Below are 19,562 nucleotides of genomic sequence, written 5' to 3'. Positions count from 1 at the left end.
ATAAAAGTATCTTTTTGCTTTTTGCTTAAAAATTATTACTTATTAAAGTTTTTCTTGCACTTTATTTTTATTCGTTGCTACAAATATTCTCAATTTTTGCTGTAAAAGTACTATTCTGGTCGCTTGAAAAACCCGGCAAAAACAGTATCGACTTACTGGCTTTAAGTTGTGTTTTTGATGCCCCGTTAACGTTACTACTGGTAATAATTTTATCGGCTATAAAGGTCTGGCTTCCTTTTTCCGGTATCGAATTATTCACTGATATTTCGCTTGGAGCAATATGTATGTTTCTACTATCGGAAACAGGGCTCAGGCATCCTGAAAGTTGTTCCTTACATCGAACAGTATAAGTATTTGTAACAACAGAAGTTTCAATAATGCCTGTTCCGGTTTTATTGTTCGACCATTGTAGCACACCATCACAGCCCATTCCTAATAAAAGAATTATGTTACCATTGCAAATCGTAATAGGGTCAATTAAAGGGGAGCGGTCTGAAATAACAGTGCTTTGGTTTCCATAGTTAAGGCGAGTGTTTTCCTGCATAATTAAGGTCGCAGTAGGTAAATTGTCTTTTATGGTGTTAGCAAGCTCGGTATTTATCTGATAGGCAATAATAGTTGGTTTAGCAATAGAAGCCGTTTGTATATTTAAATTTACAGCCACTCGTTCGCTGTTACAAGTTCCGGTGCATTCATTTTGAACATAATAAGTATAAGTCCCTACCAGACTATCTCTGGCTATATATTCGTTCCCTGAATTTAACTGTGTGCCACCCGACTGTGCCGACCACCACGAAAGCGTATTCGGGAAAGTCACATTGGCTACACTTATTTCAATACTAAAAGCAGATACACACAAAGGGTCGCCTTCTGAGTTGTCTTTGGGCAAGAGTGTCCATACTCCATTGGCTGTTTGCCCGTTAAAAGTGGCTAGTGCCTCCTGTGGAGAAAAACTACCCGATACAGGTGCTGATTCTGGTACAATAGCCGGCAGGCCATCTTCAAAATTAAGTGTAATAGGCCCATTATAAGCATAATAATTATAGGTATTATTAGCCAATAAAGTAATGATGGTTCCATTAGGTGATTTTAATTTAAAAGATATTTCATCAGTATATGGAAAACTACCCGCATGAGGTGCATCGCAAGTGTAAGCACTAATCTGGTCTTTTTTTTCAAAATGAATACTGACCTTGACTTTGTTTACTACATAAGTGCCTAAATCGGTGATATTTACAGAAGGATTATCACCTGTTTGTACATCGCCATCATAGCCAATAGTGTTTCCTGTGTAGCTATAATTTTTAGTTAAAGTGCCTGTGCAGGTAGTAGCAACGGCTTGTAAGCTATTGGCCGCATTAAGTTTCTGTCCTTCGCAGATGGTACGATTGGTAACCGTTGGCGCAGGTGCACGTAATGTGGTAATTGTTACGGCAATGCTATTTGACTTAGCCACACATTGCCCTAATTTGTGTTCAATAGTGTAATTGCCGCCGTCACTAGTAGTTAAACTTAAGGTAGTCGCATTGGCAATAAGCTCATTGTTTTTCCTCCATTGATAAGTGGCCGATGATGTGTTTGTGCTACCAAGTGTTACATTTTGTCCTTGACAAAGAAGAGTATTGCTATTGGCTGTAATTACTGGATTTAACGTTACGAACGACAATCGAACAGTTGAAGAACTATTCTGACAATTTCCACCTGATAACTCAACTGTATAGTTTCCGTTTTGTCTGGCATAGAACTGATAAGTATTTGTTCCGGTATTGATACCTTCTTTTTTCCATTGATAATTTACTCCCGATAATAAAGGAGCTTGAAGCAAAATAGAATCGCCATTGCAGGCAATTGTATCAGTAACAGCTATGGTAATACTGGCAGGTATAACACTCACATTGACGGGCGCAGCCATAATTGCACAGTTCCCTTTCGATACCACCACGCTATATTGTCCTGTGGCAGAAGCGTTCAGTGTAGGTAGATTATCTCCAATATTGACACCGTTTTTCTTCCATTGATAAGTGGCCCCTTCAATGCTTGTACAATTTAATTGAACTGCACCATTAGTACAAACAACGCTGGGGGTACTGGGGCTTATAGCAGGAGAGATATTATTTTGCAAACACGAAACGGCCTTTAGGGCATTTACACGGCCGCTACCTATCAGACCTACATAGGTAGGGTTCTGTGTATCAATATTATCTGATGTATTTTTAATCAGGTTTTCGAGTTGAATCTGAGTTAAGTCGTTTTTTACTGACCAGATGTAAGCAAAAAGGCTACTTACTAAAGGAGCAGCCATTGATGTACCACTTGAAGAGGCATAAGCATTATAAGGAATTGTACTTAAAATGTTGCTTCCGGGTGCGCTTAAATCGATGCTTGTGTCATAGTTAGAGAAAAAACTTTTTTCGTCGGTTGATGTTACACTTCCTACCGAAATAACATGATTATAAGAAGCAGGGTAATACGGGGCATTTTTGCCTTCGTTACCTGCGGCTGCTATAATAAGTACTCCGGCAGCATAAGCATTATTGATAACAGTTTGCTCGGTAACCGAATAGCTATTGCTTCCCCATGAGGTATTAATAATTTTGGCTCCATGCTCAACAGCCCATGCAATTCCTTCAAATCCATTATAGATGTTTTCTTGAGAGCCATTATCAGGAGTAGCTTTTATGGGCATTATCTTTATGTGATTGAAACCCATAGAGGCAATGCCAATCTGATTGTTGCTTACAGCACCGATGATTCCGGCCACGTGCGTACCATGCGAAAAATTGGTATTCGGCGGATTAGGGTCGTTATCATTATCTGATACGTCTCTCCCTGCAATCATATTTGCAGCTAAATCTTCATGGTTGGTCTGAATAGCATCGTCTATTACCGCTACTATTATATCTGTGTTACCTTTTGAAACATCCCACGCTTCAAAGGCTTTTATCTTGCTAAGGTATTGCTGATTGCCAACGTTTGCATCATTTGGCGTATCGGTAGTTTTGTGCAGTGGTATGGGTTCGACATATTCTATGGAAGCATCTTTACGAATGGATGCCATGTATTGCTCAATCTGTTTGGGCTTGGCTATTTTAACCCGATAGACCCTTTGTAAATCGCTCGAATTAGAAAAATAGAAACTTCGTCGGGCTTCAAGTACATTACTGATACCGTTAGCATTGAGTAAAAAAGGTAGTTCGGCCGCTATATTAACCCCTCCATTGGCTAAGGTTGGCGTATTTTGCGGTATTTGTTTGAGTTTAATATATACTTCGCCATCAATATAGTTTTTATTGATAGTTTGAGCATAAGTAAATTTTCCTGACAAAAATAGTAGTACTGAAAACAGAAATAAGGGTGTTTTCATTCACTCGGATTTTAAGTTTGGCCAATAATTTGCACGATTCAGGCAGTCAAAAGTTGACAGGGTTACTATTTTTCGTGCATTTTTCGTGCCATGTTTATTATACTTAAAACCAGTAACTATCTTATTGGTTAATTACCACAGCCATCTTTTATTTGGGCAGTAAAAACGCTATTAGCATTAACAGTAAAGCCAGCATTGAGCATGATATATTTTTTAGCCTGATAGGTGGTTTGTGCAGGTGTTTGAATTTCATTACTGGCCGAAATACTTGTTCCTGTGAACTTTTGTATCGAATTTGTATAGACTTTATTACTGATAGAGACGTTGTCGAGCGGTGAAATGAACAGAATATTATTTGATGATATAGGTATACAGGGCGACCATTCTTTATGACAGTAAGCATTATAGCCAATAGGGTTGTCAGGCGTAACTATTAATGATTGTCCGTTTAGTCCATTATTCCATGTAATTACATTTGTTGGGCAATCAACAGCAAGTAACAAGTAAGATTCACTTTTGCTGCAAAGTGTAATAGGACTGGTAAGTGGGGGAGTATTGCTAACAACAATATTGGTAGTTTTTGGGTTGGCTGCATCAAAAATTATATAACTATTATCGGTAGTTTTTGTAAGTTGAACTGTTTGCTTTTGAATAAGGGTCTTGAAATCCAGATTATTCGATAACGTGTTTGAAATAGGAAAGACAAATACCTGAGGTACTGTTACGACACTGAACCTGACAGGTACTCTGGCACTGGGGCAAAAACCATTACAAAGTGCTTGTACATAAAAAGTTTTTTCGCCTATAATTTCTGTGGAAGGGCGATACTCTGTTCCGGTAGCTAGTTGAGTACCATCGGTAGGGCTTGTCCACCAGCTAACAACGGGGGGTTGCGATGCAGCATTAGTACTGATAGTAACCGAAAAACCACTCACACACAAAGGGTCAAGAGGGTTATCGTCTTCAGGTAGTAGTGTCCAGACACCCGTAGCTGTTTCATTATTGAAAGTTGAGAGCGGGTCAGCAGGAGCAAAAGTACCAGAAACAGGTATTGAATATTGTACAATAGTGCTACCGCCATCAACAAAAGTAGTGGTAACTATGCCAGAGGTAGTAGTTCCAACACCGTAGGTTCCGTTCTTTACTAATGTAATAATGGTGCCTTTCGGAGATTTTAATTTAAAAGATACTTCGTCGTTGTAAGGGCTTAGTCCCCAATCAGGCATATCGCAAGCATCAAGGAAACCCTGATCTTTTTTTTGCCATGTAATAGAAACCTTAACGGCAGTAATAGTTCCTTCCAGACCTATTACATTAACAGAGGGGTCGTCGCCAGTTTTTGCTAGCCCATCATAGCCAATGCTTGGGCCATAATAGCTAAAGGTAGTTGGCCCGCTATAATTACAAATAGCAACTGCGGCTTTTAATCCTTCTCCGGTTGTGAGTGGGGTACAGTACGCAACTTCTTTGCTTAGAACCTCAGGCGATGGCGTAATATAAGTATTATAGCCAACTTTTGTTATTGCTGAGACAATACGGCAAGTGCCTTTATTGACAATTACCTGATAATTGCCTTCATTATTAACATTTAATGTTTGTGTCTGAACCTGAATAGGTAGTCCGTTTTTAATCCATTCATAGGTCAGACCTGCATCAGTGTTTGCTGTTAGCGCAACAGACTGCCCTTGACAGATATAAGTAGATGCACTTGGCGTAATAGTAGCCTCTGGAATACCGAAAGTAGGGCAGGAGACAGCCTTGAGCAGATTAATTCTTCCGGCTCCTAATAAACCCTTTTTTGATGGGTTAGCGGTATCGATATTATCAGCCGTATTCATTAAAAGACTTTCGAGTTGTGAAGGGCTAAGAGAAGGGAAACACGACCATATATAACCCAACGTGCTTGCTACTAGTGGAGTAGCCATTGAAGTACCATTCAAGCTGGCATAAGTATTGAACGGATAAGTGCTGAGGATATTCCGGCCCGGTGCCGAAATATCAACCCATTCACCAAAGTTAGAAAAAGAACTCCGTTTGTCATCATCGTCGAGACTAGCTACTGCAATTACATGATTATAGGCTGCCGGGTAGCTCTGTGTTGATGTGTCTTCATTGCCCGCAGCAGCTACAATAACAATTCCTTTATTATAGGCATAGTCTATTACTTCTTGTTCGGCCTGAGAATAGCCAACGCCCCCCCAAGATAAACTAATAATTTGTGCGCCGTGGTCTGCCGCCCATAGAATGCCCTCAAAACCATAATAAATACTTCTGGGGTCGCCATAGTCGGGTGTTGCTTTGACAGGTAGAATTTTGATACGGTTATTACTGGCAGAAGCTACCCCAAGGTTATTATTAGAAACGGCACTCACAATACCCGCTACATGGGTGCCGTGGCTAAACGAAACATCAATAGGGTTGGGGTTATTATCATTGTCGCCTAAATCCCATCCTGATAACATATTTACTTGTAAATCAGGGTGGTTGGTCTGTATGGCATTATCTACGATAGCTACTACAATATTGGCATTACCGGCATTTACACTCCACGCTTCAAAAGCTTTTATTTTGCTCAGGTGCCATTGCGAACCAGCATCGGGGTCATTGGGCGTAGCTATGATTTTACGAAGAGGAACCCGCTCGGCATATTCTACGGATGATTGTTTCCGTAATAATGCCAGTACAGAGTCAGTTTTGGAAGTATCTTTAACCGAAATGCGATATAGCTTCTGCAAGTTAGATGCACTATTACTGAAAAATGGTTTGGTTGATTTAGGTAGAATTAAATCTGATGAAAATTTTTGTAAAAACAGTAGTTCTGTATTTAGATTTACAGTATTGGAAATAGAACCTAAGGGCTTTTCACGAACTTTTAAATAAATTTCTCCAGCAATAAAATCTTTATTAACTTTCTGAGCAAAAGACGAAAAATAAATCAAGAAAAGTAAACCTGACAACTTAAATAGCTTATTCATAAAAAAGTTTTAAAAACGAAATCCAATATTGCATAAAATTTAACAACAATGAAGAAAACCCTAATTTTTTTACTAATTTTTTACTCAATAGCAGGGCAGGCTCAAACGAGGCAATTAAGTACCGGTGAGATTATTCATGCCATGAAACGCCTTAACGTAGTAGGTAATGTTTTATACGTGGCCGCTCACCCCGATGACGAAAATACCCTTTTTATCACATGGCTTTCAAAAGAAAGAATGGTTCGTGCCGGATATATTGCCATGACGCGTGGCGATGGCGGGCAAAACCTTATTGGTTCAGAACAAGGCGAATACGTGGGGTATCTGCGTACACATGAGCTATTAGGAGCCAGAAGTATAGATGGTGGCGAGCAATATTTTACTCGTGCAAACGATTTCGGATTTACTAAGACTACCGATGAAGCCCTAAGTACATGGGGTAAAGAACAAATACTTTCAGATTTGGTTTGGCGAATCCGTAATTTTCAGCCTGATGTAATGGTAAACCGATTTCCGCCTGATGCACGTGCTGGGCATGGGCACCACTCTGCATCAGCAGTTTTGTCAGAAGAAGCATATAAGGCCGCAGCTGACCCAACCCGTTTTCCTGAACAACTAGCCTATGTAAAACCATGGCAGGTAAAACGGGTAGTTTGGAATTCGTTTTCACCTAATTTCCAGAATAATGTTCCCGATGATGGAAGTTATATAAAAATCGAACTTGGAAACTATAACCCGTTGCTTGGAAAATCATACACTGAAATTGCTGCCGAAGCACGCAGTATGCACAAAAGTCAGGGCTTTGGTTCTGCAAAAACTCGTGGGCAACGTACCGACTATGCCCTACATAAAGTAGGTGAGCCTGCTCAGAAAGATTTGTTTGATGGAATTGATATGACTTGGAAAAGAGTAAAAGGAGGAGAAAAAGTGGAAACACTGGTTAACCAGTTGATAGCTGACTTCAAAGCCGAAAAGCCGTCTGCTTCTATTCCAGCATTAATTGCTATCTATGATGCCATGAATAGTCTGGAAGAAAACGTCTGGACAACCTATAAAAAGAACGAGGTAAAAGACCTTATTCTTGCTTGTGCAGGACTTTGGTTTGAAGCTAATCCGACCGATTATTCAGTAGCAGGGGGTGATAAAATAAAAGTAAATCTGAATGTAATTGCCCGCTCTAATGCTAATATCATACTCGAAAAGGTCACTTTTAAAGGTACAGGTAAGGACTCAGCCATGAATTTGAAACTAGCCTATAATGTGCCAGTTAACCAGAATTTCGATTTACAGATACCTGCTTCTACACCTATTACACAGCCTTATTGGCTGATGCAAGAAAAAGAAAAAGGATTCTATAAAGTTGATAATCAGTTATTAAGAGGCTTACCCATTAAACCTGCTGATTTGGTTTGTGAGTATAATTTTCAGATAGAAGGTAAACCTTTTACATTCCAGACCCCACTCACATACAAATATGTTGAGCCTTCTATTGGCGAAATATACCGTTATTTTGAAGTAAGACCCGAAGTAATGGCTACTATTGCCGAAAAAGTATATGCCTTTGCAGATAACACGCCAAAAGATGTGCATGTAACCTTAAAAGCTGGAAAGAAAAACGTATCTGGTACGGTTTCTTTAACGGCTCCTGCCGGCTGGAAAATCGAACCTGCTTCGATTAATTTTGACCTCAAAGATAAATACGAAGAAAAAAATGTCGTATTTAAAGTTTACCCTTCTGCTACTGCTTCGGAAATTAGCTTGAAAACGATTGTAAAAACGGCTAATGGTACTTATAATCGTGGAATAGCCTCTATTGATTATAAGCACATTCCAACTTTGACGTTATATCCGGTTTCTGAAGCTAAGGCCATCAGAATTGACCTCAAGAAAAAAGGAACCAGAATTGGATATATTGCTGGTGCTGGCGATGAAGTACCTGCTGCTTTAACGCAAATAGGGTATCAGGTAACTATGCTTACACCTATTGAACTTGGAAAAGATCTATCAGGCTATGATGCCATCATTGTTGGTGTTCGGGCCTATAATACGGAAGAGCATTTGAAGTTTTTCCAAGATAAACTTATGGATTACGTAAAAAACGGAGGAAACGTTGTAACGCAGTACCAGACTAATGCCTTCTATGGTGTATCAAAAGTAAAAGAAATGGGGCCTTATAATTTTGGCATTGGCCGAGGGCGTGTTACGGACGAAAACGCACAGGTAACTTTTCTGAACCCTGCTCATCCGTTGTTGAATACCCCTAATAAAATTACACAGAAAGATTTTGATGGTTGGATTCAGGAAAGAGGTTTGTATTTTGCCGATAAATGGAGCAAAGAATATGAGACTATTTTCTCGATGCACGATGCAAACGAAAGAGAAGAGGAGGGAAGCGTATTATATACCAAATACGGCAAAGGAAATTTTGTATTCACAGGGTTAGCCTTTTTCAGAGAATTACCTGCTGGTGTTCCCGGAGCGTATCGGCTGTTTGCAAATATGATTTCAGTAGGCAAATAAATAGCTAATACTAATCAAATATACTTAGCCTTATTTTAAAATTCCTTTTAATGTAAACAGGCTTTAAACAAAAAACTCTTCTGATTTTCAGAAGAGTTTTTTGTTATGTATACTTTATAACCGAAGTCTTAAATAACTACGTTTACAATTCTTTTAGGTACTACAATTAGTTTTTTAGGGGCATTTCCTTCAAGCCATTTCAGTACATTTTCGTTACTTAAAACGGCTTTCTCGATATCTTCTTTGCTCATGTTGGCAGGGAAAGAAATCGAAGTACGTACCTTTCCGTTAATCTGAATCGGGTACTCGAAAGAATCTTCTACCAGATATTTTGCTTCAAATACAGGATAAGCCTGTTTGGTAATTGTGCCTTTTTCATGGCCTAGTATCTCCCACAATTCTTCTGAAATATGAGGTGTATAAGGCGATAAAATAATTACTAGTTGTTCAAGAATCGCTTTTTTAGAGCATTTCAAGTCAGATAATTCGTTCACACAAATCATAAAGGTACTTACAGAAGTGTTAAAAGAGAAGTTCTCTACATCTTCTGATACCTTCTTGATGGCCTTATGCAATGCTTTTAGTTCAGCTTTATCAGGTTCTGCCTCTGTCACAATCGACTTGCCATTCTGGTCGAAGAATAAACGCCACAGTTTACGAATAAAACGGTAGGTTCCTTCAATACCACGTGTATCCCACGGTTTACTTTCGGTCAAAGGCCCCAGAAACATCTCATAAAGTCTGAAGGTGTCGGCTCCATATCGTTCAACAATATCATCAGGATTTACGACATTGAATTTAGATTTCGACATCTTCTCTACTTCTGAGCCACAACGATACACACCATCTTCTAAAATAAATTGTGGGTCATCACCAATATCGTTACGAGTTGCTTTAAATTTCTCGATGTCAAGAATATCGTTTTCTACTATATTTACATCTACGTGTAATTTAGTAACGTCGTATTGGTCTTTTAGTCCGTGCGAAACAAACGTAATTTTATCTGCCTCTTTCAAGCGATACACAAAACTCGAACGCCCCTGTATCATCCCTTGATTTATCAGTTTCAATGCATATTCTTCATGAGGCACATGCCCTCTGTCTTTCAGGAATTTGTTCCAGAAACGGCTATACAAGAGATGTCCGGTTGCGTGTTCGGTACCACCCAGATATAAGTCTACATTCTGCCAATAATCAATAGCTTCTTTTGAAGCAAAGGCGTTTTCGTTGTGGGCATCCATATACCTGTACCAATACCAGCTACTACCAGCCCAACCGGGCATGGTACTTAACTCATAAGGATTTCCGTTATAATTCCAGCCTTCGGCACGCCCTAGAGGTGGTTCGCCGTCGGCTGTTGGTAGGTATTTATCAATTTCTGGTAATACCAGAGGTAAGTCTTTATCATCAATCAGGTAAGGAAGTGGTTCTTCGCCAGCTTCGGCTTTAAAATATACCGGAACGGGTTCGCCCCAGTATCGTTGGCGGGCAAATACTGCATCGCGCAAACGATAATTAACTTTGCCTTTGCCAATCCCTTTTTCCTCGAGTACATCAATTAATTTCTGAGTAGCTTCTTTATAAGCCAATCCATTGATAATCCCTGAGTTAATATATTTTCCTTCTTTGGTGGCATCGGCCTGTTTGTCAATATCTTGTTGTGAGTCAAGAATCTGCACAATTGGCAAACTGAAATGAGTAGCAAAATTCCAGTCGCGTTGGTCACCTGAAGGCACACCCATGACGGCACCAGTTCCATAACCAGCCAGCACATAATCGGCAATCCAGATAGGTACTTTTTCGCCGCTAAATGGGTTAATACAGTAGCTGCCTGTAAATGCTCCTGAAACCTTCTTTACATCCGACATACGGTCAAGTTCCGAACGTTTCTGTGTTTCAGTAATATAGTTATCAATACTTTCCTTTTGCTCTGGGGTAGTTAGTTGCGCTACTAATTCGTGTTCAGGAGCCAGCACCATGAAAGAAACTCCGTAAATAGTATCAACACGTGTGGTAAATACCTCTATGAGTGTTTCTGGTTTATTTTCTACGGCAAATTTAACCATAGCGCCAACCGAACGGCCAATCCAGTTACGTTGCTGTTCTTTAAGGGAGTCTGACCAGTCAATAGTGTCCAGACCAGTAATCAGACGGTCAGCATAGGCTGTAATACGCATCATCCATTGCTGCATTTTTTTCTGTATTACCGGATACCCCCCTCGTTCTGATACTCCATCTTTTACTTCATCGTTCGACAACACCATTCCTAAGGCAGGACAAAAATTCACGATTGCCTCAGAAAGGTAAGTTAGCCTATATTTTAATGAGATACGATATTTCTCTGTTTCGCTGAATGCCTTCCATTCGTCAGTCGAGAATGAAATTACATCTTCATCGCAGGCAGCATTAATACCTTTTGTACCATTTTGAGCAAACTTTTCGTAAAGTGTTTCAATGGGTTCTGCTTTGTCGGCATCTTTATTGTACCAGCTTCTGAAAAGCTCCATAAAAATCCACTGGGTCCATTTATAATATTTTGGGTCAGAAGTACGCACTTCTCGGCTCCAATCATAACTAAACCCTATTTTCTTTAACTGGCTGATATATGTTTTTATATTAGCTTCAGTAGTAATGGCAGGATGCTGCCCTGTCTGAATTGCATACTGTTCGGCAGGTAAACCGAAAGAGTCAAATCCCATCGGATGAAGAACATTATACCCTTTGAGTCTTTTGTATCTTGAATAGATGTCGCTGGCAATATAGCCGAGCGGATGCCCCACATGCAAACCTGCGCCCGAAGGGTAAGGAAACATGTCTAATACATAAAACTTAGGCTTTGAATGGTCAATTTCTACCTGATAAGTTTTGTTTTCTTCCCAGAATTGTTGCCATTTCTTGTCTATCTCCCGATGATTAAACTCCGACATAAAATATTTTGATAAGTATGTTATTATGTGATTGAGTGAAAATTTTTGCAAAAATAGTATTTTAAGCCCGTAAAATTATTAATCTTGCCAAAGATTATCCCTAAAACTTATCCTTTTGGTTCAATAACTTTTAAGATACCTTAACTATCTGTCTGTTATGTTACGCAAAAAAATATATCATCTGTTATTAGCTGCCTCTTTGTCAGTATTTTATGTGTCGTGTCATAAACCAAAATCTGCTTTAGTTCTGATAACCGACTTTGGTATGAAAGATGGTGCAGTTGCAGCCATGAAAGGCGTTGCCTTAAAACTTGCGCCTGAGTTACAAGTGCATGACCTGACCCACGAAATACCTGCCTATAATATATGGGAAGGGGCTTATCGTTTACAACAAACGGCCCCTTACTGGGCCGAAGGGACTGTATTTGTGTGTGTAATAGACCCTGGCGTTGGTACTGAACGAAAATCAATAGTATTAAAAACAAAAGCTAATCATTATTATGTTGGCCCTGATAATGGTTTATTTACGCTCGTAGCTGAAAGCGAAGGGGTAGACGAAGTAAGAGAGATTTCAGGGGCAAATCGCCTGCCTAATTCACAGGGTTCTTACACTTTTCATGGGCGTGATGTATTTGCTTATTCAGGGGCTAAACTAGCCTCAGGTATGATTACTTTTGATGAAGTAGGGAGTAAAATACCCAATAATCAGTTAGTCATGCTGAGCTACCCAAAGGCTAAATATGAGAATAATCAGGTGGTAGGAGGAATTCCTATTCTGGATATTCAGTATGGTAATGTCTGGACAAATATTGATAATAAGACATTTGAAGGCCTTGGAGCTAAATTCGGTGATAAGCTAAACGTTAAAATATTTAACAAAGAAACTTTGGTTTTTGAAGGTACAATGCCTTATGAACACACTTTCGGAGATGTAAAGGAGGGTGAAAACTTGCTATACCTGAATAGTTTAATGAACGTATCGTTAGGCATTAATATGGGTAGTTTTGCTGATTCATATAAAATTGCCAGCGGTACTGACTGGCGTATTCAGATAAGTAAATAAAGCCTGATGAGTGGCTATGGAACCCATAAAAGTTATTACATGAAATTGACAAAAGAAACATAACCTTGATAACTTTCAGGATAAGCTATAACAAAAAAGATGTATCAATTTACTTGATACATCTTCCTCATTAATATGATAACAGAAAGTTATTTCTTTTGAGAAGTTTTAGGAGCAATGAAAACAATCATACGTTTGCCCTCAAGTTTTAATTCTCCTTCTGGTTTGCCATACTCATCAAGGCCAGCAATAAAACGTTTTAGAAGTTCGGCTCCTTGGTCTTTGAATACAATCTGACGACCTACGAAATGCACATAGGCTTTCACTTTGGCATTTTCTTTTAAGAAACTGATTGCATGTTTCAATTTGAAATTAAAGTCATGGTCATCAGTTTGTGGACCGAAACGAATTTCTTTAATGACCGTTTTGGCAGCTTTAGCTTTAATTTCTTTCTGCTTTTTCTTCTGGTCATACTTGAACTTAGAATAGTCTACAATTCTACAAACTGGTGGATTAGCAGTCGGTACAATCTCAACAAGGTCGAGACTTTGTGCTTGTGCCATAGCAAGTGCCTGAGAAGTTTCATATATGCCTTGCTCAATGTTGTCTCCTACTAACCTTACTTGCGGTACACGTATCCTTTGGTTGATACGATGCTCGTCTTCTTTCTGTACTGGTCTTTTGAAATTACGATTTAATGGTTGTTGTGCCATTTAACGATTTTAAGGTTGCTAATAATTGAATTTTACGAAATTATGAATAAAAATAATAAAAACAAATAATAAGTTAGTTTTTAAATGATTTAGTAACGATTATCATTTGTTTTTATTATCAGGAACTACTATATCTTACTTTTGACCAAACTGAGGGATATTTTTATTTATCTCAGCCTTTGCATAGGTAATAAACTCCTCGATGCTCATAGAGCCTAAATCGCCTTCACCTTTTCTGCGAACAGATACCTGCCCTTCTTGCGCTTCTTTGTCGCCTACAATAAGCATTAGGGGTAATTTATGTACTTCCGCATCTCGAATTTTACGTCCTATTTTTTCATCTCGGTGGTCAACATAGCCTCTGATGTCATGCTCTTGCAGTGTCAGGAAAACATCGTTGGCGTAGTCTTCATATTTTTCTGAGATAGGTAAAATAGCTATCTGGTCTGGTGAAAGCCACAGAGGGAAATTACCAGCCGTATTTTCTATCAGAATTGCAATGAAGCGTTCGAGCGAGCCAAATGGTGCGCGGTGAATCATCACAGGGCGGTGCTTCTGGTTGTCAGAGCCTACATATTCCAATTCAAATCTTTGTGGTAACTGATAATCAACCTGAATAGTTCCTAGCTGCCACTTACGGCCTAGCGCATCTTTCACCATGAAATCAAGTTTTGGGCCATAGAAAGCTGCTTCTCCAAGTTCTTCAACGGTTGTAAGCCCTTTTTCGGCAGCAGCACGGCGGATTGCGTTTTCTGCATTATCCCATGCTTCGTCAGTACCAAAGTATTTAGTCTTATTTTCGGGGTCTCTTAACGATACCTGAGCCGAATAATTATCAAACCCTAAAGCCTTGAAAACATATAAAACAAGGTCGATTACCTTCTTAAACTCATCTTCAACTTGGTCTTCACGACAGAAAATATGTGCGTCGTCCTGAGTAAAACCGCGAACACGTGTTAAACCATGTAATTCACCACTTTGTTCGTAACGGTATACCGTACCGAACTCTGCCAGACGTAAAGGTAACTCGCGGTAACTTCTAGGGCGCGAGCGGTATATTTCGCAGTGGTGAGGGCAATTCATAGGTTTAAGCATGAATTCTTCACCTTCTTCTGGGGTTGTAATTGGCTGGAAAGAATCTTTGCCGTATTTTTCCCAGTGACCTGAAGTAATATAAAGTTGTTTACCTCCGATATGTGGTGTAACTACTTGCTGATACCCTGCTTTCACTTGTGCTCTACGCAAAAAGTTTTCCAGTCTTTCACGAAGCATAGCACCTTTGGGTAACCATAATGGCAAACCTTTGCCTACTTTCTCCGAGAAAGTAAATAGCTCAAGTTCCTGACCTAATTTACGGTGGTCACGGCGTTTAGCTTCTTCCAGAAATTGCAGGTATTCGTCCAGTTCTTTTTGTTTCGGGAAAGTAACCCCATAAATACGGGTTAACATTTTGTTGTTCTGGTCTCCCTTGAAATAGGCACCAGCCACATTCATGATTTTAGCGGCTTTGATGAAACCCGTATTAGGAATATGTGGCCCGCGGCATAAATCAGTGAAGTTTCCCTGACGATAGAAGGTAATAGTACCGTCTTCTAGCCCTTCAAGAAGGTCGAGTTTGTATTCATCTCCTTTTTCTTCAAAATATTTGATGGCATCAGCTTTCGACATCGGAATGCGTTCGTAGTCGTTTTTCTGACGAGCCAACTCCAACATTTTATCTTCTATTTTCTTGAAATCATCGTTCGAGATGCTTACACCGTTGGTGTCGACATCATAGTAAAACCCATTTTCCACAGGAGGCCCAACCCAGAATTTAACACCCGGATAAAGTGCTTCGAGTGCCTCGGCCATCAAGTGCGCCGATGAGTGCCAGAATGTCGATTTACCGTCCGTATCCGTCCACGTCAAAAGTTGCAAGGTTGAGTCTTCTTCAATGGGTAAATTGGCATCCTGAACTTTTCCGTTCACTTTTGCGGCCAATACGTTTCTTGCCAAACCCTCGCTGATGGATAAGGCGACATCATAACTCGAGCTTCCTTTGGGATACTCTCTTACGCTTCCGTCCGGTAATGTAATTTTAATCATAACAACTGGGTAAACTATTCTTAATTAATAATCAATATTTTTGAACTTAAATTCCATTAAAACCTGATTTTTCTTATCGAATCGGTTTTAATATTTACTTTTTCTTTCGGTTTTATGGTATTTACCCTTACTCTTGAGGTATCGAGTAGTTTTCGAGGCTCTTCTGGGGCAACGGCTGGTTTGGTAGTAGCAGGGGTTTTACGGGCCGGAGTAGCAGGCGGCGTATAGTTGCCCATGCCTGAGTTGATTCGTCCTGATACCCTGTTTAGTGCCAAAATAGCCTGTGTATCATTTGGATTCTTCTCAACAGCTTCTTTTAATGCTTCTTCTGCCTTTTCCATCTGGTTAAGCTGTTCGTAGGTCAGCCCCATAAAATAGTTGATTTTAGGGGTTTCTGGCTTAATTTCCAGCACCTTTTCATAATTTTCAATGGCCTTTTCGTAACTCTTCCAACGAAAATAAATAGCTGCTGAATATAGAAGTACATCCGTTCTGTTGGCATCAACCTGCGCGGCTTTTTCATAATTAACCAGTGCGCTATCCAGACGGCCAAATTTGTAAAATACCAGACCTCTTTCAACCCAAAATTCGGCATCGCTAGGAAACTGAGCAATAGCACTCCGGTTAACTACAAGGGCTGAGTCATACATACGGTAATTTTTCAGTACATCTGTAAGGGTAGAATATCCATCTTTAAACGATGGCTTTATTTCTATTGCCTTGTTCATCAGAGAAATAGCCGAGAGGGTATCTCCTTTTCGGGCGGCTAAAGTACCTCTGTAAAAAAAGGTTTCCCCATCAAAAGGGGCAATTTGTAAAGATTTTGCCAGATATTTCTCTGCACTAGCCAAGTCATTTCTCTTTTGTGAGAGGTCTCCTAATAGCGTATAAAGTTCAGGGGTATCGACGTTTAATATCTCGGCACTTTGGGCGAATGAAAACGCTTCGTTGTATTTTTTCATTTTCCGAAGCACCAATGCCTTTACAAATAAATACTTACCTGTGTTTTGTTTGAGCTGGTCGGCTCGGTTAATATCTTCCAATGCCCGTTCGGTGTTATCCATTTTTAAAAAAATAAGGGCACGTTTAAAGTAGTTTTCGGGTACGCTAGGGTTACTTCTGATAGCATCAGAAAGCGCATCGATAGCAGCAGTGTTCATTACGCTTTCGACCTGAAAAGGCGAAGGCGGAATTTTAGAACGCACACGGTTATCTTGCCCACAAGCAGCCATCAACAAACTCAGAAACAGGAAATAATAAATATATTTTTTGCTTTGCTCCATTTTTCTATCACGATTACAGAATCGTGGTTCAATAATTTTTCACAAAAATCTGAAAATTTTCTAACAATAAAAACCTTTGCCCTGAATATAGAAGTATTCGGACTACATTTTTGAAGAACTAAGCGTAAAATTAATCATGAGGCTTATTTCACAGAAGCAAAGCGATAAAACACGCCCAAAGGTAAACGTTTTTGAAATGAATCCTGCAACACAAGCTCGCCCATTTCGGCATTGTTTATTGCCGGAAAATTCTGTTTAATAATGGTTTCTGCAATTACTGCCGAAAAGCCCATTGAGTAGAGGTTTAATATAAAAAAGAAATTTTGCTCATCTATGAGTTGCAAACAACATTTTATTAATTCATTTATGCCCTCTTCAAGCACCCATTTTTCGCCATCGGGGCCTCTGCCATAAGCAGGTGGGTCAAGTATAATACCGTTGTATTTTTTGCCTCTTTTTACTTCCCTTTTGACAAACTTAAGGGCATCTTCAACCACCCATCTGATGTCGGTAAGCTGGCTTATCTCCATGTTTTCTCTGGCCCATGAAATAGTCTGCTTAATTGAATCAACGTGTGTTACATCGGCTCCGTTTGCTTTGGCAATAAGAGATGCTCCGCCTGTGTAAGCAAACAGATTCAACACCCGTGGCTGTTCTATGGCCATTTTATTGAGTTTATCTTCAATATACTGCCAATTTTCGGCCTGTTCAGGGAAAATCCCTACGTGTTTGAATGAAGAAAGCGAGAGCTTGAATTTGTATTTTCTGGCCCCTTGCTGGTAAGGCATATACCACTTTTCGGGTACTTTTTTCAGGTTATGCCATTCGCCTCGTTCATCAGGGCTTAGCTGGTCTTTGCCTTTTGTTTTTTTGAAGATGGCCGAAGCCTTTTTTTCCCATGTTTCGTCGCTTAACGATTTATCCCAGACGGCTTGTGGTTCGGGGCGCGCCAGAACGTACTCGCCGAAACGTTCAAGTTTCTCAAAATTTCCCGAATCAATTAATTCGTATGAATCTATTTTTGGCGTAAGAAGCTGATACAATGCTTATATCTTTAGGTTTAGAAATACTGTGCAAGTTACTGAACTTTGCTCAGATAAATTATTTTTTTTATGTTAGTCTGTGGAAGTGACTGCTGCCCTTTTTTACGTTTATTAGGCTTTTCTTTCGGTGCATCAAGGTCTTTTATGGCTTCAAATTTAATACGACTTCCGTCAGCAATAAAATAATTTTCGTACCAATTTCTGACACCATGGTAGCTCGGAACAAATTGTACATTTTTAATATCAATAGGTTCCTGCGAAAGTTTATAGGTAGATGGACGTGCAAATTCGGATAAATTGCTGACTGATAAAGCCCCTTTTACAATTACTGCCGTAGACTTATCGGCCGAAACAGCCAGTGCTTCTTCTATTTGTGGCGAAATCTGATTCATTTCTACACGGCTTTGCGAAATCAGGTTTCCGTCTAAATCAAAACTGGCAACAAACCCATTCAGAAAATTATAGCCTTTAAAAACCTGCTTCGATTGCGTGCGCGGATAATTATAATTAGAACTACTGTAACGCCCGTAACTAGGGTAGGGGTCATAGCCATTATAATAAGGAGTGCTGGTTGTAACGGTCTGGAAATTTGGCTGAAAAAATGTGCCGCCTAGCGTAAGAGTATTATGGCTAAAGACAGGCTTTGCAGGTAATAAAACAAAATTATCGGTTATTTTTTTTGCAGTGGCGTCATCAATGGCGGGGATACCCTTTAACAATTGTCTGTAATCGAAAAATTTGGTAATTGTTGTTTTTCCGTCTTCAATCTTTGAAATGTAAATACCTTTCGCACCTGAATTAGACTGATACGTACCCGAAATAATTTTAACATTAGGGGTTATTTCAGTGAGCTGGGCTGTTAGTGGGAAATTGCCCGCATTTGATGGAATTGTATTTTTAATGATAAGCTTGCCAGTGGTGTCATATCGGGCATATACAACGTAGGCATCTCTGATAAACTCACCCTTTTTTTTCTTTTCGTTGGTATAGGCCGATTCTTTAATGGCCCATAAACTTTCAATGATATTTTTCTGGGTGTCGTAATTAAAGAATTGTACCTGTGCTTTACCTGCAAGTTCGGCTGATACAAATTCGCCAGCTCCTTCATCAAAATCATATTTGTAAAAAGCAGCTCCTTTTTCGTTAACGCCTGCCATCAGAATACTATTTTTCAAAAAAACGTAATCTTGGTCTTGAAAAAATTCACGTAGTTCGAATCCGCGGTTATCAAACTTTCCATCTTTAAGCGCAATACTGAAAACCTGATAATACATCCCTTGATTTTCGCTGAACATGAACGTAATGTTGTCTTTATCGACAGTATATGAAGAAGGCTTTTTTTCTGCATCCAGAAATATTTCAGACTCCCAGACTTTGTTCAAATCAGTATCGAAGCGGGCTATAACAGCTTTAGTTATGTCTTTTTTAGCAAATACAACGAGACCATCCTGCCCCAGTGGAATAATTTGTTGCCAAGTAGGCCGCCCATTAAGTTCAAACTCGACTGTTTTTAAAACTTGTGCAGAAACATTAAAGTAGCCAATTAAAAAAATCACTATGAATGCCTTTCTCATCAATAATAGACTTTG

10 protein-coding genes are annotated in these 19,562 nt (G+C 39.5%); 2 read left to right on the top strand and 8 right to left on the bottom strand.

Features of this window, described 5'->3' with window-relative positions:
* Positions 1-67: 67 nt before the first annotated feature.
* Both WAA15_RS02695 and WAA15_RS02690 read right to left on the bottom strand, forming a co-directional pair.
* The gene (locus tag WAA15_RS02695) at positions 68-3,364 is read right to left on the bottom strand and encodes a S8 family serine peptidase (protein WP_337040861.1); all 3,297 of its coding nucleotides are present in this window, start codon (positions 3,362-3,364) and stop codon (positions 68-70) included.
* Between the two features lie 128 nt (positions 3,365-3,492).
* Positions 3,493-6,339 carry a S8 family serine peptidase gene (locus tag WAA15_RS02690; protein ID WP_337040860.1) on the bottom strand — a complete coding sequence of 949 codons (2,847 nt, stop codon included), beginning with the start codon at positions 6,337-6,339 and terminating at the stop codon, positions 3,493-3,495.
* Positions 6,340-6,387: 48 nt separating this feature from the next.
* Between WAA15_RS02690 and WAA15_RS02685 the strand changes: the two genes are divergently transcribed.
* Positions 6,388-8,859 carry a PIG-L family deacetylase gene (locus WAA15_RS02685; protein ID WP_337040859.1) on the top strand — a complete coding sequence of 824 codons (2,472 nt, stop codon included), beginning with the start codon at positions 6,388-6,390 and terminating at the stop codon, positions 8,857-8,859.
* Positions 8,860-8,987: 128 nt separating this feature from the next.
* Here the strand turns inward: WAA15_RS02685 and leuS are convergent, their stop codons facing one another.
* On the bottom strand, positions 8,988-11,786 hold the full coding sequence (leuS, locus tag WAA15_RS02680) for a leucine--tRNA ligase (protein ID WP_337040858.1): 2,799 nt from the start codon (positions 11,784-11,786) through the stop codon (positions 8,988-8,990).
* Positions 11,787-11,943: 157 nt separating this feature from the next.
* Between leuS and WAA15_RS02675 the strand changes: the two genes are divergently transcribed.
* Positions 11,944-12,849: an SAM hydrolase/SAM-dependent halogenase family protein gene (locus WAA15_RS02675; protein ID WP_337040857.1), complete on the top strand. Its 906-nt coding sequence runs from the start codon at positions 11,944-11,946 to the stop codon at positions 12,847-12,849.
* Positions 12,850-12,998: 149 nt separating this feature from the next.
* Here WAA15_RS02675 and infC read toward each other — a convergent pair whose 3' ends face one another.
* From infC to WAA15_RS02650, 5 genes are all read right to left on the bottom strand, one after another.
* Complete coding sequence (gene infC, locus WAA15_RS02670; RefSeq protein WP_337040856.1) at positions 12,999-13,562, bottom strand: translation initiation factor IF-3; 564 nt, start codon at positions 13,560-13,562, stop codon at positions 12,999-13,001.
* A 135-nt stretch (positions 13,563-13,697) separates the two neighbouring features.
* Positions 13,698-15,647, bottom strand: a complete 1,950-nt coding sequence (gene thrS / locus WAA15_RS02665; RefSeq protein WP_337040855.1) for a threonine--tRNA ligase — start codon at positions 15,645-15,647, stop codon at positions 13,698-13,700.
* Positions 15,648-15,703: 56 nt separating this feature from the next.
* Entirely contained in the window at positions 15,704-16,930 is a 1,227-nt protein-coding gene (locus tag WAA15_RS02660; RefSeq protein ID WP_337040854.1) for a tetratricopeptide repeat protein, read from the bottom strand.
* 143 nt (positions 16,931-17,073) lie between these two features.
* On the bottom strand, positions 17,074-17,973 hold the full coding sequence (locus WAA15_RS02655; RefSeq protein ID WP_337040853.1) for a class I SAM-dependent methyltransferase: 900 nt from the start codon (positions 17,971-17,973) through the stop codon (positions 17,074-17,076).
* Positions 17,974-18,008: 35 nt separating this feature from the next.
* Positions 18,009-19,547: a hypothetical protein gene (locus tag WAA15_RS02650; protein ID WP_337040852.1), complete on the bottom strand. Its 1,539-nt coding sequence runs from the start codon at positions 19,545-19,547 to the stop codon at positions 18,009-18,011.
* Positions 19,548-19,562 lie beyond the last annotated feature (15 nt).

Origin of the sequence: Emticicia sp. 17c, assembly GCF_037153985.1 — a bacterium.
Classification (GTDB): Bacteria; Bacteroidota; Bacteroidia; order Cytophagales; family Spirosomataceae; genus Emticicia.
This window is presented reverse-complemented; position numbering and strand designations above follow the sequence as displayed.